Below are 21,389 nucleotides of genomic sequence, written 5' to 3'. Positions count from 1 at the left end.
CGAACGGGGCTGAAGACGAGTGTCATGCCGGCCGATCTATCCACGTTGCCCGACACCAGCAAGGAAGCCGCGCGCTGCGCCGATGTTGCACGATTGTCACGATTGGAAGAATTTACCGGCAGCCTTGTTGCCGTAGCTTTCGCAACGATCCTGTTCGCGCATACACGGGGCGCATCAGCATCGGACAGTGACGCTGTCCGGTTCGGGATGAACGAGAGGATTTCATGACATTGACTTCGCGCCAGCGCCTGCTGGCAACCACGCTTCTCGCGGGCACGGCGATGCTCGCTACGCCGGCGTTCGCGCAGGATGCGGCAAATCCCGCGCGCGCCGCGCAGACCGGCACTCCCGCCGACGCCGCCAGCACCGCGCCAGATGCCGCGCAGACTCAGGGCGGTGTGAATACCGATGATCCGACCGCAGTCAGCGCCACCGATCCCGCCGCGCAGGCGAACGGTGCCGCCGGCCAGGGTGACGAGCCCGCGGGTGACATCGTCGTCACCGGCTCGCGCATCGCTTCGCCCTCGGCGACCGCCGCCTCGCCGCTCCAAGTCATCGGCGCCGCGCAGATTCAGCAGTCGGGCGTCATCAACGTGCAGGACGTGCTGCTGCAGAACCCGACCTTCGGCACGCCGGGCGTCAGCCGCACCAACTCCAGCTTCGCCACGCAGGGTGCCGGCATCGCGACCGTCAACCTGCGCAACCTGGGCGAGGACCGCACGCTGGTGCTCGTCAACGGTCGTCGCTTCGTGTCGGGCCTGCCCGGCAGCCAGGCGGTCGATCTGAACGTCATCCCGACGCAGTTCCTCGAGCGTGTCGACGTGCTGACCGGCGGCGCCTCGGCCGTGTACGGCTCGGACGCGGTCGCGGGCGTCGTCAACCTCGTCTACAAGACCAAGTTCGACGGCGTGCAGCTCGACGCGCAGACCGGTATCTCCGAGTACGGAGACGGCTTCGACCGCCAGGTCAACCTGCTCGCGGGCAAGAACTTCGCCGACGGTCGCGGCAACATCATGGTGTTCGGCGGCTATTCGAAGCAGGGCACCGTGCTCAAGCGCGATCGCTCGACCGAGGCGGGATCGAGCGCCATCGACCGCACCAGCCTCGCTAACCTGACCGGCCGCGACGAGGATCTGTTTACCCCCGTCGAGCTGCTCTCAGGCTACACACCAGGTGGCCGCTTCTTCGCAGGCGATCGCACCTTTAGCTATGGCACCGACAATGTCCTGCGCGACTGCTCGGATGTCAGCTGCGGCGGCTTCAATCGTTCAGACTCGCGCTATTTGGCCGTGCCGGTCGAGCGTTACGTCGCAGCGCTGCGCGGCAACTTCGAAGTTTCCACGGCGCTAAACTTCTTTGTCGAGGGCAATTACGCGAAAACCAAGGCACGATCGATTATCGAAGCCTTTCCGCTCTCGTCTGACCTTGTGAACTTGTCCAATGGTGGTTACGTCAACGTCGAAAATCAGTTCGGCCGTAACCCTTACGTGCCGGACGCAATCTTCAATGCCGCGGTCGACAACGACGCCGATGGTTTCCGCGATATTCTGTTCGACCGTCGTCTCGCCGATTTCGGCCCACGTACGTTCCGTTCCGACCGCGACCTATTCCGCATCGCGGGCGGCGCCAACGGCAAGTTCGGTGCCGAGCAGCAGTTCAACTACGAAATTTACGGTATCTACGGCGAGACCAAGGACGATCAGATCGGTAGCGGTCAGTTCGACAGCCGCCGCTTCATCCAAGCGCTGAACTCCTATCGCAACCCGGCGACCGGCGCGATCGAGTGCGTCGATGCCGCGGCGCGCGCCGACGGCTGCGTTCCGGCCAATTTGTTCGGCATCAACAGCCTTGCACCCGCTGCCGGTTACATCCAAGCGCCGACGACGCTCAATTCCAAGGTTACGCAGACGGTCGCTGGCGCGAACGTGTCGGGCAAGCTGTTCTCGCTGTTCGGCGCCGACCCGATCGGCTTCAGCGTCGGCGGCGAATACCGCCGCGAGACGAGCCGCAACGAGTTCGATCTGCTGACGCAGCAGGGGCTGAACGGCAACAACGCACTTCCCTCAACGCGCGGCAGCTTCGACCTGTTCGAAGGCTTCGGTGAGACGATCGTGCCGTTGCTTCAGGATCGGCCGTTCTTCCACTCACTGTCGGTGCGCGGTGCGGTTCGCGTATCGGATTATTCGACCATCGGCACCACCGTTAGCTACAATTACGGCGGTGAGTGGGCTCCGATCCAGGATGTCCGCTTCCGCGTCATGCAGGCGCGCTCGGTGCGTGCACCCAACATCAACGAACTGTTCCAGCCCGCGCAGCAGGACTTCCCCTCGGGTCTGCAGGACCCTTGCCTCGGCGTTACCGCCGCGACCGGCGGCACGCTCGGCACGCAGTGCCGCGCGGCACCCGGCGTCCTCGCCAACATCGCGGCGAACGGCGGCGCGTTCGCGGTCAGCCAAGCCGATCTTCAGGGCATCACCAGCTTCGGTGGCGGCAACCCGCTGTTGCAGGAAGAAAAGGGCGACTCGTTCACCGCCGGCGTGGTCATCAACCCGCGCTCGATTGCGGGTCTGCGCAACCTCGTCGTGACGGTCGATTACTACAAAATCCGCATCAAGGATGCGATCGTCAGCACGCCGCTGCAGTTCACGCTCAACCAGTGCTACAACGGTGGTCTGCAGCAGTTCTGCGACCAGATCGTCCGTCGTGCAGGGGCGATCGGACCGAACAGCGCCGGTTCGCTGGATGAGGTGAACACGTCGCCGATCAACAGCGGCGGCGTGAAGACCTCGGGTCTCGACGTGGTGGTCGACTGGCGCAGCAACCTCGCCAACATCGGCTTGGCGGGTAACCTGAACCTGAAGGGCTCGTACACTCACCTGATCAGTGGCTACACCATTCCGCAGCCCGGCGCCGACCGCGATTATTTCGCGGGTGAGCTCGGCGCGTCGCGCGACCGCTTCACCATCCAGTCTGGCTACGACCTGGAGGGCGTTGGCCTGACCGTCACCGGCACCTGGCTCGGCCAGGCGAGCCTCGACGATCAGTTTACCGGTGCGCGTCCAGGCAGCAACGTCGCCTACCGCGTGCGGCCGCAATTCTACCTCGACTCGCAGCTGCGCTTCCGCGCGGCGGAGAACTTCGAGTTCTACGTCGGCGGCTTCAACCTGCTGAACAACAAGCCGCCGTTCGTCGCCGATATCGGTGCGGACGCGGGTCAGGACACGTACACCAGCGCCTACGATCCGCTGGGCCGCCGCTACTACGCGGGCGTGCGCCTCAACTTCTAAGGTCTACCGTCAACTGACCTACGGGCGTCGCGAGGATCATCCTCGCGGCGCCCTTTCTTTATGCCCCGACACGACGCGCAACAAAAAAAGGCGGAGCCGAAGCCCCGCCCTCCTCGGTCGGCAACCTACCGGTCGGCGATCAGTAGCGATAGTGATCCGGCTTGAACGGGCCTTCCACCGGCACGCCGATGTAGCCGGCCTGCTTCGGCGTCAGCTGCGACAGCTTCACGCCCAGCTTCTCCAGGTGCAGCGCCGCGACCTTCTCGTCGAGGTGCTTGGGCAAAACGTAGACCTGGTTCTGGTAGTTCTCACCCTTGGTCCACAGCTCGATCTGCGCGAGCGTCTGGTTGGTGAAGCTCGCCGACATCACGAACGACGGGTGGCCGGTCGCGCAGCCCAGGTTCACCAGCCGGCCCTTGGCCAGGATGATGATCTGCTTGCCATCCGGGAACTTGACCAAGTCGGTGCCCGATTTGACCTCGGTCCACTCGTAATTGTCGAGTGCCGCGATCTGGATCTCGCTGTCGAAGTGACCGATGTTGCACACGATCGACATGGGCTTCATTGCCTTCATGTGATCGGCGGTGATGACGTCGGCGTTGCCGGTCGCGGTGCAGAAGATGTCGGCGCGCTTGACCGCCTCGTCCATCGTCACGACCTCGAACCCTTCCATCGCCGCCTGGAGCGCGCAGATCGGATCGATCTCGGTCACCATCACGCGCGCGCCGCCGTTGCGCAGGCTCTGCGCCGAGCCCTTGCCGACGTCGCCGAAGCCCGCGACGCACGCCACCTTGCCCGCCAGCATCACGTCGGTCGCGCGACGGATCGCGTCGACCAGCGACTCCTTGCAGCCGTAAAGATTGTCGAACTTCGACTTGGTGACCGAGTCGTTGACGTTGATCGCGGGGAACGGCAGCTCGCCCTTCTTCGCGATCTCGTACAGGCGGTGGACGCCCGTCGTCGTCTCTTCCGACACACCCTTCAGGTTCTTGACCGTCTCGGTCAGGTAACCCGGCTTCTTGGCGATGAACGCCTTCAGCGCGCGCTGGAACTCGACTTCCTCGGCGTTCTCGGGCTCGCCGAAGCTCTCGCCGCGCTCCAGCTTCGCGCCCCACAGCGCGAACATCGTCGCGTCGCCGCCGTCGTCGAGGATGATGTTGGCGGTCTGACCCTGACCTTCATCCCAGTCGAAGATGTTGCCGACGTAATCCCAGTAATCGGCCAGGCTCTCGCCCTTGATCGCGAACACGGGGATGCCCGCCGCCGCGATCGCAGCCGCCGCGTGGTCCTGCGTCGAGAAGATGTTGCACGTCGCCCAGCGCACGTCGGCGCCGAGCGCGGTCAGCGTCTCGATCAGCACCGCGGTCTGGATCGTCATGTGGAGCGAACCGGTGATCCGCGCGCCCTTGAGCGGCTGCGACGCGCCAAACTCCTCGCGCAGCGCCATCAGGCCCGGCATCTCGGTTTCCGCGATCTCGATCTCCTTGCGACCGAAATCGGCGAGGCCGATGTCTGCGATGACGTAGTCGTTGTTGTCCAAAACGGGGGCGGTCGCCACGGCGTTTCTCCAATCGTGTGAGGCCGCCCAAGGTGAACACGCACCGGACGACATGCGCGGCCATGTAGCGGCGCGAGGCCCCTGGGGCAAATATAAAGATATCTTTATATCTGGAACGGGGTGAGCCAGCCTCCGGCCAGGCTCACCCCGTTCGACCGGCCGGCGGCGCCCAAGCGCCGACCGACGACGCGGGATTAACTCCCGTGTCGGCAGCCTCCACAGAGCCGCATCCTTCTTTATGTAGTGCTAAGCCCGCCCCGCCTCGAACCCCAGCAATCGCGGATCGACCCCCGCCACCCGGAACCCGCGCCGCCAGCGCTCGTCCGCCGCCGTCTCGAACAGCATCGCGTCGTCGTCCGCGACGTTCAACCAGCCGTGGCGCGTCAACTCCTCGTCGAGCTGCCCCGCGCTCCAGCCGGCGTAGCCGAGCGCCACGATCCAGCGCGACGGCCCCGTGCCGCCCGCAATCGCGCGCAGCACGTCGAGCGTGCTCGACAGCGACCATCGCCCCGCGACCGACAACGTGTCCTGCCCGCCCCAGTCGGTGGAATGGAGCACGAATCCGCGCCTGGCCTCGACCGGGCCGCCGAAATGCACCGGCGCGTCGGGCGCGACGCCGGGCGCGATCTCCAGCTGCTCCAGCACGTCGTGCAGCCCGAGCCCGTTGATCGTCGCCCCCACGCTGATGCCCAGCGCGCCGCCCTCGTCGTGGCTGCACATCGCGATCACCGAATGCTCGAACCGCGGGTCGCCGATCCCCGGCATGGCGAGCAGGAACTGCCCGGTAAGGTAGCGCGTCTCTTCCATGCCGCGCAGTCTAGGCGCGACTGTCCGCGCCCGCCAAGGCTTGTGTTACGCCCTCGCGCTTGCGACATCGCGGCGACCTTCAAGGAGTGACGAGAAGATGACGATCAGCGTCGGCGAGCAACTGCCGCAGGTGAAGCTCACCAAGATGACCGCCGATGGCCCCGAGCCGGTCGACACCGGCGATTACTTCAAGGGCCGCCGCGTCGCGCTGTTCGCGGTGCCGGGCGCCTTTACCCCGACCTGCTCGGCCAAGCACCTGCCCGGCTTCGTCGACAAGGATGCCGAACTGAAGGCGAAGGGCATCGACGAGATCGTCTGCACCTCCGTCAACGATCCCTTCGTGTTGGGCGCGTGGAGCAAGTCGGCCAACGCCGGGGGCGTGACGATGCTGGCCGACGGTAACGGCGACTTCGCCGAGGCGCTGGGCCTGACGATGGACGGCAGCAAGTTCGGCATGGGCACGCGCAGCCAGCGCTACTCGATGGTCGTCAACGACGGCACCGTCGAGCAGCTGAACGTCGAGGGGCCGGGCGAGTTCAGCGTCAGCTCCGCCGACCACATGCTCGGCCAGCTCTGATCGAGCTACCCTGACTGACCCACGGGCGGCGTCGCTGCGCCGCCCGCTTTCTCCCGCGCGCGGACTTGAAAGCGCAACACGCCGGGCATAATCGCCCGTGATGACTGCTGCCGACATCGTCCGCGAACTGGATCGCCTCTACACCGCCTCCGTCGACCGGCTGAAGACCGCGGTCGCCGCCTATATCGCGCACCGGACCGAGCCCGACCCGGCGTGGCGCAAGGACGGCTCGTTCGCCTATCCCGAGATCCGCATCCGTTTTAACGGCGCGCCCTCGCGCAGCGCGCCGCCGCGCTCGTTCGGCCGCCTCGTGACGCCGGGCGAGTACCGCATCAGCGTCACCAAGCCCGACCTGTTCCACGACTATCTCGTCGAACAGCTCACCTTCCTGATCGAGGATTACGAGGTCGAGGTCGACGCGGTCCCCGGTCGCCAGGAGATCCCCTTCCCCTACGTGCTCGACGCCGGCAGCGCCTTGAGCCTCGATCAGGTGTCGGCGGCCGAGCTCGCGCGCTGGTTCCCGACCACCGAGCTCGCCTACATCGGCGACGAGATCGCCGACGGTCTCTGGGCCTCGTTCGACGGCACGCGCCCGCTCGCGCTATTCGACGGGCTGCGCACCGATTTCAGCCTCGCGCGGCTGCGCCACTACACCGGCACCCCGCCCGAGCACGTGCAGCGCTACGTGCTGTTCACCAATTACCACCGCTACGTCGACGAGTTCGTCCGCTGGGCAGCGGCGCAGGTCGGCGGCGATTCGCGCTTCACCGCGCTGTCGGGTCCGGGCGGCGTGGTGTTCCGCGCGGGCGACGATCCCGCGATGCTCGACGACAGCGCGTGGCGGCGGTTGCAGATGCCGGCCTATCACCTGATGGCCGACAACCGCACCGGCATCACGCTCGTCAACATCGGTGTCGGCCCGTCGAACGCCAAGACGATCTGCGACCACCTAGCTGTCATGCGGCCGGAGGCGTGGCTGATGATCGGCCACTGCGGCGGGCTGCGTCCCAGCCAGCGGATTGGCGACTACGTCCTCGCGCACGCTTACCTGCGCGACGACCACGTCCTCGACGACATGCTCCCGCCCGAGATCCCCGTTCCCGCCATCGCCGAGGTGCAGCAGGCGCTCGCCCGCGCCGCCGAGACGATCTCGGGCCAGTCGGGCGAGGAACTGAAGCGGCGTCTGCGCACCGGCACGATCGTCACCACCGACGACCGCAACTGGGAACTGCGCTACGCCCGCTCGGCGCTGCGCTTCTCGCTCAGCCGCGCGGTCGCGATCGACATGGAATCGGCGACGATCGCGGCGCAGGGCTACCGCTTCCGCGTTCCCTACGGCACCTTGCTGTGCGTGTCGGACAAGCCGCTCCACGGCGAGCTCAAGCTGCCTGGCCAGGCCAACCGCTTCTACGAGCGCGCGATCAGCGAGCACATGCGGATCGGCATCGAGACGTGCGAGGAACTGCGCCGCGAAGGCGACCGCCTCCACAGCCGCAAGCTGCGCGCCTTCAACGAGCCGCCGTTCCGCTGACGCGACCGTTCCTGAGCGTGGTCCGCTGATGTGGGTTAGCGAGCCGCTCAGGAAACCATCTCGCCGCCGTGCGTTACGGGAGCGTATCATTTCCGCTGGGAGCTGACGATGGCCGACGAGAGCGACACCCCGACCCCGCCGCAGGGCGCTCCCGCCACGCCGCGCCGCCGCGCCGCCCGCAAGCCCGCGGCGCCGAAGCCCGCCGCGACCAAGGCGCCGTCCAAGAGCGCCGACGCGAAGGACGACGCAGGCACCAAACCTGCCAAGGCGCCGCCCAAGCCACGCTCGTCCAAGCGCACGACGCCCAAGGCCGCTGCCAAGCCGCGCCAGACCCCGGCCAAGCGCGCGGGCACCGCGGCCAGCCAGACTGCCGGCGACGTGAGCGAGGCCGTCTCGGTCGCCGAGGAGCGCGCCGCCAAGATCGCGAAGACCGCCGCGCGCCGCACGCGCACGAGCGCGAAGAAGGCCGGCGCGTCGGCGAGCAAGGCCGCGGGCAAGTTCGGCGGCAAGCTGAGCGGTGCCGCAATCGCGGGCGGTGTCGCCGCGATCGGCGCCGTCGCCACCGCGGCGCTGCTGTCGCTGCGCAGTTCCTCCCGCGCGAACGCCACCTATCAGCCCGCCCTGCTGCCGGGCGGCGCGAAGGAACCGCAACCCGCCACGCCCGCCGCCACCACGCCGAAGGTCAGCGCGCACCAGCCCGACGGCACCGACTCGTCCAAGTCGTTCGAGGCCGGCATCGCCGACGAGAACACCATCCCCGACGCCTGACGGGAGGACGGCGAGTCGCCGGTGCTCTGATGCTGAGGCAAAGAAGCGGGATCCCGGATCAAATCCGGGACGACGAGAAGCTAGGTCGATAACTGGATCAGCTGTTCATCGCGTCAGCAACTAGCCCCACACGTCGCCCCGGACTTGATCCGGGGCCCCGCTGCCTTCTTCACGACCGGCAGGGCCAACCACCCCCAAGCTCACCGCGCCAGGAACGCCGCGATCGCCTCCCCCAGTTCCGGCTTGGTCACCGCACTCATGTGGTTGCCCGGCACCTCCGCATGTTCCCCCGCCGGCAGCGCCACGGCGAGTTCCGCCGCCGACCCGTTGTCGTCATCCTCGTCGCCCGCCACCACCAGCACCGGCTGCTCGATCGTGGGCAATGCGGCGTGCGGCGTGTCGACGAACGTGTCGAGCACGCGCAGCAGCGCTTCCGGATCGCCCTTGGTCGTCTTGAGGAACGCCTCGGTCAGCCACTCGCGGCTGCCGCGCTCGAACGTGCCCAGGTTGGTCAGCACGTTGCGGAAATACCCGCCCCGTCCCGCGGTCGCGACGATCCCCGCCAGTCCCATCCCCGACAGCACCACGCGCCGCGGCATCGCCCCGTTCGCCAGCATCCTGACGGTCGTGCGCGCCCCCAGCGAGTAGCCGCCCAGGTCATAGTCGGTCAGCCCAAGTTGCGCGATCAGCGCCAGCCCGTCGCGCATCAGCGCGTCCGCCGGGTAGCTGGCCGCGTCGTGCGGCTTGGCGCTGTCGCCGTGCCCGCGCAGGTCGGGCATGATCACGCGAAACCCCTTGTCCGCCACCGCCGCCGCGTGCCCATAGCGCAGCCAATTGGTCTTCGCGTCGGAGAAGTAACCGTGGATCAGCACCACGGGTCGCCCCTCGCCCAGTTCGCGCCACGCGATCCGCTGGCCGTCGAAACTCTCGAAGAAGCGCGGCTCCACCTCGTTACGCGTCACGCACCTTCTCCCATTTGTCCACCAGCGGCTGATATTCGTCGCTGCGCAGATGTGGCAAGTCGGTGGTGTCGAGCCACGCCGCATGGTGGCTCTCCCAGCCGAAATGCGCGGTCGGGCGCAAGCGCGACGGATCGTCGAAACTGCCGACCGTCAGATCGAGCTTGGTTGATCCATCAAGATACCTGAAGGTCAACGGCGTACCGCACGCCGCGCAGAAACCCCGCTCCGCGATCGGCGAGGAGGCGTGATAGTCGGGCTCGCGCGTCCACGTCACCGCGTCACGCGCCACCTGCTTCAACGCCGCCGCCACGCCGCCGGTCGCGCGCTGGCACATGCGACAGTGGCACAGATACGCCGTGTCGTCGTCGACCTGCACCGAATAGCGCACGCGCCCGCACTGGCACCCACCGGTCATCCGCTCGCTCATCGCCCGCTCGTACCCCGCGCGGATCGCAGCGTCGAGCCGATGTAAGAAGTGCTTGCCTCCGCGCCATTGACGCGCCCGCCCGCTTGCCCGAACCAGATGCCCGCATGATCGAGAAGCTCAAGACCGTCGCCTGGTTCGCGCGCCGCCCGCGCTTCTGGCCGCACATGGCCGCACTCACCGCGCAGCGGCTCGGCGGCGCGACACGGCACGAGGCGCTCAAGGATGCCGCGGCCGCCTGGGCGGCCGAGCGCGCGGTCGATATCGGGCGCGCGCTCGCCGCGATCGGCGTCGCGGAGCGCGAGCAGCAATTGCTCGACCCCGCGCTGATCGACGCGGGCGAGCGCCGCGCGCTGCGCTCGGGCGTCCGCATGGGCGGTCCCGGCGACCTCGACCTGATCCATCGCTCCGTTCGCGCAACGGAAGCGCGCCGCGTGATCGAAACCGGCGTCGCCTACGGCTGGAGCAGCCTCGCCGCGCTCGCCGCGCTGCGCGACACCGACGGGCGGCTGGTCAGCGTCGACATGCCCTACCCGAAAATGGGGAACGAGGCGTTCGTCGGCATCGTCGTGCCGCCCGAGTGGCGCGACCGGTGGACGCTGATCCGCGAGCCCGACCGCCACGGCATCCGCCGCGCCGTCGCCGCGTTCGACGGCGCGGTCGACCTCGTCCACTACGACAGCGACAAGACCTACGCCGGCCGCATGTACGGCTACCCGCTGCTGTGGCGCGCGCTGGTGCCCGGCGGCGTGTTCATCTCCGACGACATCCAGGACAATTTCGGCTTCCGCGACTTCGCCGCCCGGCTCGGGCTGACGCCGGCGGTGGTGGAGAGCGGCGGCAAGTACGTCGGCCTGCTCCGCAAGCCGTGAACCGCGCCGCATCACCGCGCCTCCATCCTCCGTCACCCCGGACTTGATCCGGGGTCCCGCTTCTTCTCGCAACCGCCGGAGTCAACGAGACTGCGGATTGAGTCCGAAGTGACGCCAACCATCGCCCACTCACCGCGCGTACACGCTCGTCGTCACGGCGGCCACCCGCCACACCCCATCGGTCCGCCGCTGCCACACATTGAAGCCGATGTCGGCGTGATGCACCTCGATCATCGCGCGCTCATCCTTCACCAGCGGACCGCGCAGGTCGAAGCACGCGGCGCTCGTCCCCACGCGCACGCCGCCGATCGCGTCGCCCTTGATCCCGCCGCCACCGCGAAATGTCCCGGCGGCGTAGAGATCGCCATAGCCCGGCGGCGCGGGCGGATCGACGCGGCGCGACGCGCTCGCCTCCTGCCACGGCGCGATGACGCGGTCGACGCACAGCGGCCGCCCCTGCGCGGTGCGCGCGACCTCCTCCATCGCCACGCCCGCGATTTCCGCGATCTCGTTGCGCGGGTTCGGGCGGCAAGCGACCAGCGTCGCCAGCGCGATCGCCGCCGCCGCGCGCCGCACGCGCCTCAGTCCGCCTTCTTCAGGTGTCGCCGCCCCAGCAGCTCGGCGATCTGCACCGCGTTCAGCGCCGCGCCCTTGCGTAGGTTGTCGCTGACGCACCACAGCGACAGGCCGTTCTCGACCGTCGGGTCCTCGCGCACGCGGCTGACATAGGTCGCGTCGTCGCCCGCCGCCTCGATCGGCGTGACGTATCCCTCGTCCTCGCGCTTGTCGATCAGCATGATGCCCGGCGCCTCGCGCAGGATGCGCTGCGCCTCCTCGGCCGAAATCTCATTCTCGAACTCGACGTTCAGCGCTTCGGAATGGCCGACGAACACGGGCACGCGCACGCAGGTGGCGACGACCTTGATCTTGGTTCCCAGGATCTTCTTGGTCTCGACCACCATCTTCCACTCTTCCTTGGTTGACCCGTCGTCTAGGAAGCTGTCGATGTGCGGAATGACGTTGAACGCGATCTGCTTGGTGAACTTCTTCGGTTCGGCCGGATCGCCGACGAAGATGTTGCGGCTCTGCTCAAACAGCTCGTCCATCCCGACCTTGCCCGCGCCCGACACCGACTGATAGGTCGCGACCACCACGCGCTTGATTGTCGCCGCGTCGTGCAGCGGCTTCAGCGCCACCACCATCTGCGCGGTGGAGCAATTCGGGTTGGCGATGATGTTGCGCGCGCGGTACCCGTCAATCGCGTCGGCGTTCACCTCCGGCACGATCAGCGGCACGTCCGGGTCCATGCGGTAGAGCGACGAATTGTCGATCACGGTGCACCCCGCCGCGGCGAACTTGGGCGCGTACACCTTGGTCGCGTCGCTACCGATCGCGAACAGCGCCATGTCCCAGCCGGCGGGGTCGAAATGCTCGATGTTCTGCACCTTGAGCATGCGGCCCGTGTCGCCGTACTCGATCTGATCGCCCTGGCTGCGCGACGACGCCAGCACCGCGATCTCGTCGGCGGGAAACTGCCGCTCGGCCAGGATGTTGACCATCTCGCGCCCGACATTCCCGGTCGCGCCCGCGACCACCACCCGGTAACCCATCAACCCAGCCCCTTAGCAATATGCCGCCGCCTTAGCCGCCGCGTGCTTCCCGCGCCAACCAAGCTTTACTTGGTCGCACCCTTCTCCCCGCAGGCCTGTTCTTCACCTCGCGGTCGAGGAAGTTCAGGATCGTCGTCCACAGATGCTCGCTGACGCCCGGCCCACCGACGCGGTGCGTCTGGCCCGGGTACATCATCATCTCGAACGGCGTCGCAGTCTTCTGCAACTCGGCCGCCAGCTTGGTCGAATTGTCGAGGAACACGTTGTCGTCCGCCATGCCGTGGATCAGCAGCAACGGATCGCTGATCTTCGCCGCGTCCGTCACCGCGCCCGACGCGGCATAGGCCTCGGGCACCTGCCGCGGGTCACCCATGTAGCGCTCGGTGTAGTGCGTGTCGTACAGCCGCCAATCGGTCACCGGCGCCCCAGCCACCGCGGCGGCGTACACGCCCGGCGTCTTCTCCAGCATCTTGACCGACATGTACCCACCATACGACCAGCCGTAGGTCGCGATCCTGTCGGGCGCGACGAACGGCAGCGTCTTCAGGTAATCGGCGCCGGCCTTCTGGTCCGCGACCTCGACCGTGCCCATCGCGTGGTAGATCGTGTCCTCGAACGCCTTGCCGCGGTTGATCGACCCGCGGTTGTCGAGCTGGAAGAAGATCCAACCCTGGCTCACCAGATATTGCGCCAGCGCGCCGTTCCAGTTGCGCATCACCGTCTGGCTGTGCGGCCCGCCGTAATGCTGGAAGAACACCGGGTAGCGACGCCCCTTCTCCAGCTTGGGCGTGATCATCTGCCAGTGGAGCGGCGTGCCGTCCGCCGCCTTGATGATGCCGAACTCGGTCGGGCGATGCGCCGCCATGAACGGCGCGTAGGGGTGGTCGCCCGCGACGCGGTTCTCGTTGATCCACGCCACGCGCTTGCCGCTCGCGTCCGCCAGATAGGTCTGCGCCGGCTGCTGCGGGTTCGAGCGTGTCACGATGAAGCGCGTGCCCGACCCATCGGCGGTGGCGCTGTTCCACCACCCGCGTTCGGTCAGCCGCGTGATCGCGCGCGACTTCAGGTCGAGCGCGTAGAGCTGCTGCTCCAGCACGTCGTCCTTGTTGCCGAGAAAATAGGCCTTGCCCGCCGCCTCGTCGACCGCGACCAGCCCGGTCACCACCCACGTGCCGCTCGTCAACTGCTGCCAGTTACCGCGACGCCACAGCCACAGATGCCCGAACCCGTCGCGCTCCGACCGCCACAGCACGCTGCCGTCGCCCAGCACGCGGTACGCGTCGGTCAGGTTGATCCAGCTGTTCGCGCCCGACTGCTCGGTGAACATAACGCTCGACTTGCCCGTCGCCGGGTCGACGCGCAGCATGTCGAGGCGCGTCTGCGCGCGGTTCTCGCGCTGGACGAGCAGCGCCGAACCGTCGGGCGTCCAGTCGACCCGCGCCAGGTAGATGTCTGGGTCCGGCCCCATGTCGACCTTTACCTGCCCCGAACCGTCGGGCTTCATCACGTACAGCTCGACGACCGCGTTGGGCGTGCCCGCCGCGGGGTAGCGCTGCTGGTAGATGCTCGTGCCCGACGCCCCGATCGAGGCGCGGGTCGCGACCTGCACCGGCGCCTCGTCGAACCGCTCGACCGCGATGTAGCGCTCGTCGGGCGACCACCAGTAACCCGTGCGGCGGTCCATTTCCTCCTGCGCGACGAACTCCGCCTCGCCCCAGTGGACGGTACCCGCGCCGCTCTTGGTCACCGCGGTCGCCGCCCCGCTGGAGAGCGGCGCGACCTGCAGATTCTGGTCGCGCACAAATGCGATGTAGCGCCCGCGCGGGCTGATCGTCGGGTTGAGCGCGCCTTTCGTCCCCTCCAGCTTGCGCGCTTGCCCGTCGCGCCCGGCCAAGAACAATTCGCCGTCGATCGGCACCAGCAGGCTCTGCCCGTCGGACGACCAGTCATATTGAAGCACGCCCGTCTTGCCGGTCAGCGACCGGTCGCGCTCACGCTGCATCTTGGCGGCCTCCGACAATTCCGCACCGCTGCCGAGCTTGCGGCTGTCGACCAGCATCCGCTCCGCACCCGTCCTGGTGTCGAGCGCCCACAGATCGTAGCGCTGCCGCTCGTCCGCGCGGTTGCGCACAGAAGTCAGCAGCGTGCCATCGGGCGACAGCCGCAGCGACTGCGGCTGCGGACCGGCCAAGTCGGGGCTCGCGAACACGCGCTGGAGCGTCAGCGCGGGCGACGCCGCCGGGCGCGTCGCCGTCGAACCTGCCTGACGATCAGCAGCCACCGCATTTCCTCCTGCCACGCACGCGATCACCATCAGACCGTTCCACCATGCCCGCATGTCATCCTCCGCGCCGCCACCCGGCGGCCTGTGCTACCCGCCGCTTAGCGAGCCTCCCAGCGATAGGCCATGCCGCACGCGCTCCATGAGCACAGATGACCCGCTCCGCTCTCTTCGCATGGAACCACGCCCCGCAACATTGTGTTGCTCGCGTAATGACCACCGACGATTGCATCATCGTCGGCGGCGGCCCCGCCGGGCTCACCGCCGCCATCTATCTCGCGCGCTTCCGCCTCGGCGTGCGCGTGTTCGATTGCGGGTCGAGCCGCGCGTCGTGGGTTCCCTGCACCCGCAACCACGCCGGCTTCCCCGACGGGATCAGCGGCAATGACCTGCTCGCCCGCATGCGCGCGCAGGCCGACCGATATGACGTCGTCCGCCAGGACGCGCGCGTCGAGCGGCTCACCCCCGACGACGACGTCTTCACGGTCGAGACGGCGGACGGGCGCTACGCCGCGCGCACCGTCCTGCTCGCCACCGGCGTCGTCAACCACCGCCCGCGCCACCTGACGCCCGAGGTCCACGACCCCGCGGTCGCGCGCGGGCTGCTGCGCTACTGCCCCGTGTGCGACGGCTACGAGGTGACCGACCGCAAGGTTGGCGTGATCGGCACCGGCGACCACGGCATGCGCGAGGCGCTGTTCCTGCGCAGCTACACACGCGACGTGACGCTGATCGCGCCGGAGGCCGAGCACGCGCTCGATCCCGCCTGCGCCGCCGCGCTCGACGACGCCGGCATCGCGCGCGTAGACGGACCCTGCGGCGGTTACGCGATCGAGGGCGATCGCCTCGCCTTCGACACCGCGCGCGGGCGGATGGCGTTCGACAGCGTCTACCCCGCGCTCGGCTCGCGCATCCGCTCGCGCCTCGCGGTTGAGGCGGGCGCGAAGGCGACCAACGAGGGTTGCCTCGAGGTCGACGATCATCAGCGCACCAGCGTGCCCGGCCTGTTCGCCGCCGGCGACGTAGTGAAGGGGCTCGACCAGATCAGCCACGCGATGGGCGAGGCCGGGGTCGCCGCCACCACCATGCGCAACCTGCTGAGCGAGCAGCGGCCCCTGCGCCGATGACCCGCCCTCCATCGACTCACCCGGGCCCCACCCGCGCGTGCTGACCCCGCGCCCCGCCCGCCCGCGCGAGCCCGTCGCGCTGCGCCGCCGCAGTAACGCGCCCGCCTGGGTGCCGGTCGCGTGGCGGCTGCTGCTCGCGTTCGCGCTGATCGGCATCGCGCTCGCGGTCCACTGGTTCGACCGCGCGGGGCTGCGCGACAACATCGACGGCGCGATCAGCTTCGTCGACGTGCTCTATTTCACCATGATCACCGTCACCACGGTCGGCTACGGCGACATCACGCCGGTGACGCCGCAGGCGCGCTTGTTCGACACCTTCGTCGTCACGCCGATCCGCCTGTTCGTGTGGTTGATCTTCCTGGGGACCGCTTATGACTTCCTGCTCCGCCGCGTCTGGGACCGCATGCGCATGCGCCTGATCCAGCAGAATCTACTCGACCACGTCGTCGTCGCCGGCCACGGCGATGCCGGACAGGAGGCGGTGCGCGAACTGATCCGCCGCGGCACCCCGGTCGAACAGATCGTGGTCGTCGACCAGCAGGCCGCCGCGCTCGCGCCGGCGGAGGAGGTCGGCGCCGCGGTGATGGAGGCGGATGCCACCCACAACGCCACGCTCGAGGCGGCGCGGCTCGACCAGGCGCGCGCGATGGTCGTCGCCGCGGGGCGCGACGACACGTCGATCCTGATCGTGCTGACCGCGCGCCGCATCGCCCCCGAGGTGCCGATCAGCGTCGTGATCCGCGCCGGCGAGAACGAATCGCTCGCGCAGCAGGCGGGCGCCAACACCGTGATCAACCCCGCGAGCTTCGCCGGGCTGCTGCTCGCCAGCTCGACGCAGGGTCGCCACGTCGCCGATTGCCTCGCCGACCTCGCCAACATCCACGGACAGGTCGCCTTGTGCGAGCGCGCAGTCGCCGCGGACGAGATCGGCCGCGCGCTCGACACGATCACCACCGGCAAGGCGCTGCGCCTCTACCGCGACCACCAGGCCTATGGTTTTTGGGACAAGGAGGCGCAGCACCTGCGCGCCGGCGACCGCATCGTCGAGGTCGTCCACCCGACACGCGGCCGATAGTCTATTTGGATAGTTCAAGCGCGAAGGCCGAAGACCGCCCGCCTCACTCCACGTACGCGGCGTCGATCACCATGCGTGCGCGATCCCACTCCGGCACCGCGCTGATCGGCACCATGAAGCGCTTGCCCGGCCGACCGTCGTCGGACGGCCGCTCGACCTCGATCACGTCGCCCGCGCCGAAATTCTCGACCGCGACGACACGGCCGAGCGCCTGCCCGTCGCTCGACACCGCCGCCAGTCCGATCAGGTCGGCGTGGTAATATTCACCCTCGCCGAGCGGAGGCAGCGACGCGCGCTCGACTGTCAGCAAGGTACCGCGCATCGCCTCGGCGGCCGTGCGGTCCTTCACTTCGGCGAAGCGCGCGATGTTGCCGCGCAGCGACGACAGCGTCAGCGCACCGTCGTTGAACGAGCGGTGCGCGTCGAGTTGCTCGGCGAAGACCTTGAGCTTCACCTCGCCGCCGACGCCGTGCGCGCCGATCACCGCGGCGAGCACCACCCGGTCGGGTGGCACGGCCGCCGCGGCGGGTGCGCGCGCGGCGCTCACGCCCTCGCCGCTCGGACGCGCGTCACTCGGGCTCGGGGGAGCCTTGATTGCGGCCGGGTGTGGCGTCGCCGCCTTCGGCCGGCTCGGGCGACGAGGTGCCGTGGTTCGGGGCGTCTTCATGGTCGTCGGGCTGCATCTGGGTGTCGGGATCGGTCAAGTCAGGCTCCTCTTGCTGTAGGGCAAGCAAACGCACGACCGCCGATCCGGTGCCGGCCGGTGTATGTCACCGGCCGGCTTGCCCATTTCAGGCCTCGGCCGTCTCGGTCTCGGCTGCCGTCTCGGCCGGGGCATCGGCGGCTTCCTGCGCCGCCTTCAGCTTCTCCGCGCGCTCCTCGGCGCGCTCGGTCGCCTTCTCGCCCGGCTTGCCCTTGTTCGGGTTGTTGCGCGCCGCGCGCTCCTGCACGCCCGCCTTGTCGAGGAAGCGCGCGACGCGGTCGGTCGGCTGCGCGCCGACGCCGATCCAGTGCTTCGCGCGCTCGGCGTCGAGCACCACGCGCTTCTCGTCGTCCTTGCCGAGCAGCGGGTTGTAGTTGCCGATCTTCTCGATGAACTTGCCGTCGCGCGGGCTGCGCGCGTCGGCGACGACGATGCGGTAATAGGGACGCTTCTTGGAGCCGCCACGCGACAAACGAATGCTCAGTGCCATGTTACTCTTCTTCCTTCTTCGATCTGGAACGCCCGCCTGAACGGGCACGTGAACCTTACTTCTTGAACTTGAACCCGCCGCCGGGCAGCCCCGGCAGTCCGCCCGGGCCGCCTCCCGGAAGCCCCTTGGCGCCGGGCAACCCCGGCATGCCCGCCAGACTTCCGCCCGGTCCGCCCGCCTTGGACATCATGTCGCCCAGCTCCGCCCCGCCCAGCGCGTTGCCGAGCCCGCCGAGGCCACCCTTGCCGAGCATCCCGAGCAGACCCTTCATCCCGCCCATCTTCTTGATCTTCTTCATGGCGGTCTGCATTTCCAGGTGCATCTTCAACAGCTTGTTGACCTCCTGCACGTTGGTGCCGGACCCCTTGGCGATGCGGATCTTGCGCTTGGCATTGATCAGCTCGGGCTTGGCGCGCTCCTTGACCGTCATCGACGTGATCATCGCGTCCATCCGCAGCAGGATCTTCTCGTCCACCGCGCCCGATGCCATCGCCTTCTGCGCGCCCTTCATGCCCGGCAGCATGCCCGCCAGCGCACCCAGCCCGCCCATGCGCCGCATCTGCGCCAGCTGCGCGCGCAGGTCGTTCATGTCGAACTGACCCTTGGCGAGCCGCGCGGTCATCCGCTCGGCGTCCTCCTGCTGGATTGCCTCCGCGGCGCGCTCAACCAGGCTGACGACGTCGCCCATGCCCAGGATGCGGCCCGCGACGCGGCTCGGCTGGAACGCTTCCAGCGCGTCCATCTTCTCGCCGACGCCCGCGAACTTGATCGGCTTGCCCGTCACCGCGCGCATCGACAGCGCGGCGCCACCGCGCGCGTCGCCGTCCATCCGCGTCAGCACCACGCCCGTCAGCGGCACCTGCTCGGAGAAGTTCTGCGCGACGTTGACCGCGTCCTGTCCGGTCAGGCTGTCGACCACCAGCAGGATCTCGTCCGGCGTGGCGACCTCGGCCACCGCCTTCATCTCGTCCATCAACGCCTGATCGACGTGCAGCCGACCCGCGGTGTCGAGCATCAGCACGTCGAAGCCCTGCAGCTTCGCCGCCTGCACCGCGCGCCGGGCGATGTCGACCGGCTGCTGTCCCGCCACGATCGGCAGCGTCGCGACCTCGACCTGGGTGCCCAGCGTCGCCAGCTGCTCCTGCGCGTTCGGCCGGTTGACGTCCAGCGACGCCATCAGCACCTTCTTGGTCGCGCGCCCGGTGATCGAACCCTTCGACAGCCGCCGCGCGATCTTCGCGGTGGTGGTCGTCTTGCCCGAACCCTGCAGCCCGACCATCATCACCACCGCGGGCGGCGAGACGTTCAGGTTCAGCTCGGCGGCTTCGGCATCGTCGCCGCCCAGCATCTCGACCAGCGCGTCGTTGACGATCTTGACGACCTGCTGCCCCGGCGTGACCGAGCGGAGCACGTTCTGCCCGATCGCCGCCTCGGTCGCCTTGTCGACGAACTGGCGCGCAACGGGCAGCGCCACGTCGGCCTCGAGCAGCGCGATGCGAACCTCGCGCATCGCCTGACGCACGTCGGCCTCGGTCAGCGCGCCGCGGCCGCGTAGCCGGTCGAACACTCCACCAAGACGATCGCTGAGGCTCTCGAACATCCAAATCCCTTCCGCCGACGCCGTTGCCGAACCGTCGACTAAACCCGCCTACCGCCAAACGCAAAAGCGCCGGCGGGCGAAACCTCGCCGGCCAGCGTGCGCCACGAGGACGCGTTGCTCGAGCGTTCACCAGTGGAACGTGGGCGGTCGCCTACACCAACCCCGCCCGCCGGGCAAGGCCGCTGTCCTACAAGCCACGAAGGTGTCACCCTACCACCCTCGTCATCCCGGGCTCGACCCGGAATCCCGCTAACCTTGCCCTTAACCCTGAAAAGAAACGCAGCACTGCCCTGACAGGACAGACGACGCAACACGCCTTGGCCTCACCTTAGCCTCACCTTCCGATCGGACGACAGGTCGCGTTGGCCTCACCTTCGCCTCACCTTTCGATCCGACGGCAGGTCGTCTTGGCCTGACCTTAGCCTCACCTTCCGCCCCGCTCCGCCCGCTTGACCCCGCGCCCGCGATCCCCGACCAGCCTCGCACCCCAACCGGAACCCTGCTCACGTGCCCTTCCACGCCACCGTCCTGACGCTCTACCCGGACATGTTCCCCGGCCCGCTCGGCCAGTCGATCGCCGGACGCGCGCTGGCGAACGGCCTGTGGTCGCTCGACGCCGTCAACATCCGCGACTCCGCGACCGACCGCCACCGCACCGTCGACGACACCCCTGCGGGCGGTGGCGCCGGCATGGTGCTGCGCGCCGACGTGGTCGCGAGCGCCCTCGACGCGGTGGCAGATGACCGCCCGATCCTCGCCATGACCCCGCGCGGCGCGCCCCTCACCCAAGCCCGCGTTCGCTCCCTCGCCGCCGGCCCCGGCGCGGTGATCCTGTGCGGCCGGTTCGAGGGTTTCGACGAGCGGCTGTTCGACGCGCGCCCGGTCGAGCAGGTGTCGATCGGCGACTACGTCCTCTCGGGCGGCGAGATGGGTGCGCTCGTGCTGCTCGACGCTTGCGTCCGGCTCGTTCCGGGCGTAATGGGCGCGGCTTCCAGCGGGGACGAGGAAAGCTTCGAGAGCGGCCTCCTCGAATATCCGCATTATACCCGACCATATGAATGGGAAGGGCGCACGATCCCCGAAGTGCTGCGATCGGGGGATCATGCGAGGATCGCCGCCTGGCGCAAGCAACGGGCGGAGGTCGATACACGGCTACGGCGGCCGGACCTGTGGGAGCGTCACTCCGGCGCTCGGGTCCAGCCGCCCTCTGGCGCGCGGCACGAAGACGAAGGTTGAACGATATGAACCTGATCCAGACGCTCGAAGCCGAGCAGATCGCCAAGCTCGTCGCCAAGCGCGAGATCCCCGAATTCCGCGCCGGCGACTCGCTGCGCGTCGGCGTCCGCGTGGTCGAGGGTGAGCGTACCCGCGTCCAGAATTACGAGGGCGTGTGCATCGCGCGCTCGAACAAGGGCATGGGCTCCAGCTTCACCGTCCGCAAGATCTCGTTCGGCGAGGGTGTGGAGCGCGTGTTCCCGCTCTACTCGCCCAACATCGACTCGATCACGGTCGTCCGCCGCGGCGCGGTGCGTCGTGCGAAGCTCTACTACCTGCGCGGCCGCACGGGTAAGTCGGCGCGTATCGCCGAGCGTCGCGACCCGCGCCGCGACGCGGTCGCCGCCGAGTAACCGGCACCGCCCGGCTGAGGCATCGCGAAGGGCGCGGGTGGTTCGCCAGCCGCGCCCTTTTCACGTCCGGCATCTCGCCGCCGTGGACT

21 protein-coding genes are annotated in these 21,389 nt (G+C 68.4%); 10 read left to right on the top strand and 11 right to left on the bottom strand.

Going from position 1 to position 21,389, the window contains the following annotated elements; all coding sequences use genetic code 11:
- Window positions 1-24: 24 nt before the first annotated feature.
- The gene (locus ACFDS6_RS00545) at window positions 25-228 is read left to right on the top strand and encodes a hypothetical protein (RefSeq protein WP_375270156.1); all 204 of its coding nucleotides are present in this window, start codon (window positions 25-27) and stop codon (window positions 226-228) included.
- Window positions 225-3,287: a TonB-dependent receptor plug domain-containing protein gene (locus tag ACFDS6_RS00540; protein ID WP_375270155.1), complete on the top strand. Its 3,063-nt coding sequence runs from the start codon at window positions 225-227 to the stop codon at window positions 3,285-3,287. The genes ACFDS6_RS00545 and ACFDS6_RS00540 overlap by 4 nt, the downstream gene beginning before the upstream one ends.
- Window positions 3,288-3,426: 139 nt before the next feature.
- Here the strand turns inward: ACFDS6_RS00540 and ahcY are convergent, their stop codons facing one another.
- Together ahcY and ACFDS6_RS00530 are read right to left on the bottom strand one after the other, a co-directional pair.
- Window positions 3,427-4,845 carry an adenosylhomocysteinase gene (ahcY, locus tag ACFDS6_RS00535; RefSeq protein ID WP_375270154.1) on the bottom strand — a complete coding sequence of 473 codons (1,419 nt, stop codon included), beginning with the start codon at window positions 4,843-4,845 and terminating at the stop codon, window positions 3,427-3,429.
- A gap of 246 nt (window positions 4,846-5,091) precedes the next feature.
- Window positions 5,092-5,652 (bottom strand): YqgE/AlgH family protein, encoded by a 561-nt coding sequence (locus ACFDS6_RS00530; RefSeq protein WP_375270153.1) that lies wholly within the window; start codon window positions 5,650-5,652, stop codon window positions 5,092-5,094.
- Between the two features lie 97 nt (window positions 5,653-5,749).
- Here ACFDS6_RS00530 and ACFDS6_RS00525 point away from each other — a divergent pair, with 97 nt between their 5' ends.
- The 3 genes from ACFDS6_RS00525 to ACFDS6_RS00515 all read left to right on the top strand — a co-directional run bounded on the left by ACFDS6_RS00525 (window position 5,750) and on the right by ACFDS6_RS00515 (window position 8,528).
- Complete coding sequence (locus tag ACFDS6_RS00525; protein ID WP_375270152.1) at window positions 5,750-6,229, top strand: peroxiredoxin; 480 nt, start codon at window positions 5,750-5,752, stop codon at window positions 6,227-6,229.
- Between the two features lie 100 nt (window positions 6,230-6,329).
- Window positions 6,330-7,760 (top strand): AMP nucleosidase, encoded by a 1,431-nt coding sequence (locus ACFDS6_RS00520; protein WP_375270151.1) that lies wholly within the window; start codon window positions 6,330-6,332, stop codon window positions 7,758-7,760.
- 108 nt (window positions 7,761-7,868) lie between these two features.
- Window positions 7,869-8,528 carry a hypothetical protein gene (locus ACFDS6_RS00515; RefSeq protein ID WP_375270150.1) on the top strand — a complete coding sequence of 220 codons (660 nt, stop codon included), beginning with the start codon at window positions 7,869-7,871 and terminating at the stop codon, window positions 8,526-8,528.
- Between the two features lie 200 nt (window positions 8,529-8,728).
- On the opposite strand, the gene ACFDS6_RS00510 is transcribed toward ACFDS6_RS00515, so the two are convergent.
- Together ACFDS6_RS00510 and ACFDS6_RS00505 are read right to left on the bottom strand one after the other, a co-directional pair.
- Window positions 8,729-9,490 (bottom strand): alpha/beta fold hydrolase, encoded by a 762-nt coding sequence (locus ACFDS6_RS00510; protein ID WP_375270149.1) that lies wholly within the window; start codon window positions 9,488-9,490, stop codon window positions 8,729-8,731.
- Window positions 9,480-9,917 (bottom strand): GFA family protein, encoded by a 438-nt coding sequence (locus tag ACFDS6_RS00505; RefSeq protein ID WP_375270148.1) that lies wholly within the window; start codon window positions 9,915-9,917, stop codon window positions 9,480-9,482. The genes ACFDS6_RS00510 and ACFDS6_RS00505 overlap by 11 nt, the downstream gene beginning before the upstream one ends.
- 104 nt (window positions 9,918-10,021) lie before the next feature.
- Between ACFDS6_RS00505 and ACFDS6_RS00500 the strand changes: the two genes are divergently transcribed.
- Window positions 10,022-10,786 (top strand): class I SAM-dependent methyltransferase, encoded by a 765-nt coding sequence (locus tag ACFDS6_RS00500; protein ID WP_375270147.1) that lies wholly within the window; start codon window positions 10,022-10,024, stop codon window positions 10,784-10,786.
- A gap of 129 nt (window positions 10,787-10,915) precedes the next feature.
- Here ACFDS6_RS00500 and ACFDS6_RS00495 read toward each other — a convergent pair whose 3' ends face one another.
- Genes ACFDS6_RS00495 through ACFDS6_RS00485 form a run of 3 tightly spaced genes read right to left on the bottom strand, consistent with a single transcriptional unit; the run spans window position 10,916 to window position 14,734 of the window.
- On the bottom strand, window positions 10,916-11,362 hold the full coding sequence (locus ACFDS6_RS00495; RefSeq protein WP_375270146.1) for a hypothetical protein: 447 nt from the start codon (window positions 11,360-11,362) through the stop codon (window positions 10,916-10,918).
- A 5-nt stretch (window positions 11,363-11,367) separates the two neighbouring features.
- Entirely contained in the window at window positions 11,368-12,396 is a 1,029-nt protein-coding gene (locus ACFDS6_RS00490) for an aspartate-semialdehyde dehydrogenase (RefSeq protein ID WP_375270145.1), read from the bottom strand.
- 31 nt (window positions 12,397-12,427) lie between these two features.
- Window positions 12,428-14,734: a DPP IV N-terminal domain-containing protein gene (locus tag ACFDS6_RS00485; protein ID WP_375270144.1), complete on the bottom strand. Its 2,307-nt coding sequence runs from the start codon at window positions 14,732-14,734 to the stop codon at window positions 12,428-12,430.
- Window positions 14,735-14,889: 155 nt separating this feature from the next.
- Between ACFDS6_RS00485 and ACFDS6_RS00480 the strand changes: the two genes are divergently transcribed.
- A complete protein-coding gene (locus ACFDS6_RS00480) occupies window positions 14,890-15,804 on the top strand; it encodes an NAD(P)/FAD-dependent oxidoreductase (protein ID WP_375270143.1) in 915 nt (304 codons plus the stop codon).
- 37 nt (window positions 15,805-15,841) lie between these two features.
- Entirely contained in the window at window positions 15,842-16,879 is a 1,038-nt protein-coding gene (locus ACFDS6_RS00475) for a potassium channel family protein (RefSeq protein ID WP_375270142.1), read from the top strand.
- Between the two features lie 43 nt (window positions 16,880-16,922).
- Here ACFDS6_RS00475 and rimM read toward each other — a convergent pair whose 3' ends face one another.
- From rimM to ffh, 4 genes are all read right to left on the bottom strand, one after another.
- Window positions 16,923-17,426, bottom strand: a complete 504-nt coding sequence (gene rimM, locus ACFDS6_RS00470) for a ribosome maturation factor RimM (RefSeq protein WP_375270141.1) — start codon at window positions 17,424-17,426, stop codon at window positions 16,923-16,925.
- Window positions 17,427-17,448: 22 nt separating this feature from the next.
- Window positions 17,449-17,583 (bottom strand): hypothetical protein, encoded by a 135-nt coding sequence (locus ACFDS6_RS00465; RefSeq protein ID WP_375270140.1) that lies wholly within the window; start codon window positions 17,581-17,583, stop codon window positions 17,449-17,451.
- Window positions 17,584-17,670: 87 nt separating this feature from the next.
- The gene (rpsP, locus tag ACFDS6_RS00460) at window positions 17,671-18,072 is read right to left on the bottom strand and encodes a 30S ribosomal protein S16 (protein ID WP_375270139.1); all 402 of its coding nucleotides are present in this window, start codon (window positions 18,070-18,072) and stop codon (window positions 17,671-17,673) included.
- A 55-nt stretch (window positions 18,073-18,127) separates the two neighbouring features.
- Window positions 18,128-19,672 carry a signal recognition particle protein gene (gene ffh / locus ACFDS6_RS00455; protein ID WP_375270138.1) on the bottom strand — a complete coding sequence of 515 codons (1,545 nt, stop codon included), beginning with the start codon at window positions 19,670-19,672 and terminating at the stop codon, window positions 18,128-18,130.
- A gap of 507 nt (window positions 19,673-20,179) precedes the next feature.
- Here ffh and trmD point away from each other — a divergent pair.
- Together trmD and rplS are read left to right on the top strand one after the other, a co-directional pair.
- Window positions 20,180-20,908 carry a tRNA (guanosine(37)-N1)-methyltransferase TrmD gene (gene trmD, locus ACFDS6_RS00450; RefSeq protein ID WP_375270137.1) on the top strand — a complete coding sequence of 243 codons (729 nt, stop codon included), beginning with the start codon at window positions 20,180-20,182 and terminating at the stop codon, window positions 20,906-20,908.
- Between the two features lie 5 nt (window positions 20,909-20,913).
- On the top strand, window positions 20,914-21,300 hold the full coding sequence (gene rplS / locus ACFDS6_RS00445; protein ID WP_375270240.1) for a 50S ribosomal protein L19: 387 nt from the start codon (window positions 20,914-20,916) through the stop codon (window positions 21,298-21,300).
- Window positions 21,301-21,389: the final 89 nt, after the last annotated feature.

The sequence above is a fragment of the Sphingomonas sp. genome (genome assembly GCF_042095875.1).
Classification (GTDB): Bacteria; Pseudomonadota; Alphaproteobacteria; order Sphingomonadales; family Sphingomonadaceae; genus Sphingomonas.
The sequence above is the reverse complement of the archived record's forward strand: the minus strand, read 5'-3'. Positions and strand labels throughout refer to the sequence as shown.

What these genes read in the sequence shown, in the direction of transcription:
- ACFDS6_RS00545 (WP_375270156.1), top strand. Translation starts at nt 25, where the DNA reads ATGCCGGCCGATCTATCCACGTTGCCCGACACCAGCAAGGAAGCCGCG.
- ACFDS6_RS00540 (WP_375270155.1), top strand. Translation starts at nt 225, where the DNA reads ATGACATTGACTTCGCGCCAGCGCCTGCTGGCAACCACGCTTCTCGCG.
- ACFDS6_RS00530 (WP_375270153.1), bottom strand. Translation starts at nt 5,652, where the DNA reads ATGGAAGAGACGCGCTACCTTACCGGGCAGTTCCTGCTCGCCATGCCG.
- ACFDS6_RS00525 (WP_375270152.1), top strand. Translation starts at nt 5,750, where the DNA reads ATGACGATCAGCGTCGGCGAGCAACTGCCGCAGGTGAAGCTCACCAAG.
- ACFDS6_RS00520 (WP_375270151.1), top strand. Translation starts at nt 6,330, where the DNA reads ATGACTGCTGCCGACATCGTCCGCGAACTGGATCGCCTCTACACCGCC.
- ACFDS6_RS00515 (WP_375270150.1), top strand. Translation starts at nt 7,869, where the DNA reads ATGGCCGACGAGAGCGACACCCCGACCCCGCCGCAGGGCGCTCCCGCC.
- ACFDS6_RS00505 (WP_375270148.1), bottom strand. Translation starts at nt 9,917, where the DNA reads ATGAGCGAGCGGATGACCGGTGGGTGCCAGTGCGGGCGCGTGCGCTAT.
- ACFDS6_RS00500 (WP_375270147.1), top strand. Translation starts at nt 10,022, where the DNA reads ATGATCGAGAAGCTCAAGACCGTCGCCTGGTTCGCGCGCCGCCCGCGC.
- ACFDS6_RS00490 (WP_375270145.1), bottom strand. Translation starts at nt 12,396, where the DNA reads ATGGGTTACCGGGTGGTGGTCGCGGGCGCGACCGGGAATGTCGGGCGC.
- ACFDS6_RS00485 (WP_375270144.1), bottom strand. Translation starts at nt 14,734, where the DNA reads ATGCGGGCATGGTGGAACGGTCTGATGGTGATCGCGTGCGTGGCAGGA.
- ACFDS6_RS00480 (WP_375270143.1), top strand. Translation starts at nt 14,890, where the DNA reads ATGACCACCGACGATTGCATCATCGTCGGCGGCGGCCCCGCCGGGCTC.
- rpsP (WP_375270139.1), bottom strand. Translation starts at nt 18,072, where the DNA reads ATGGCACTGAGCATTCGTTTGTCGCGTGGCGGCTCCAAGAAGCGTCCC.
- ffh (WP_375270138.1), bottom strand. Translation starts at nt 19,672, where the DNA reads ATGTTCGAGAGCCTCAGCGATCGTCTTGGTGGAGTGTTCGACCGGCTA.
- rplS (WP_375270240.1), top strand. Translation starts at nt 20,914, where the DNA reads ATGAACCTGATCCAGACGCTCGAAGCCGAGCAGATCGCCAAGCTCGTC.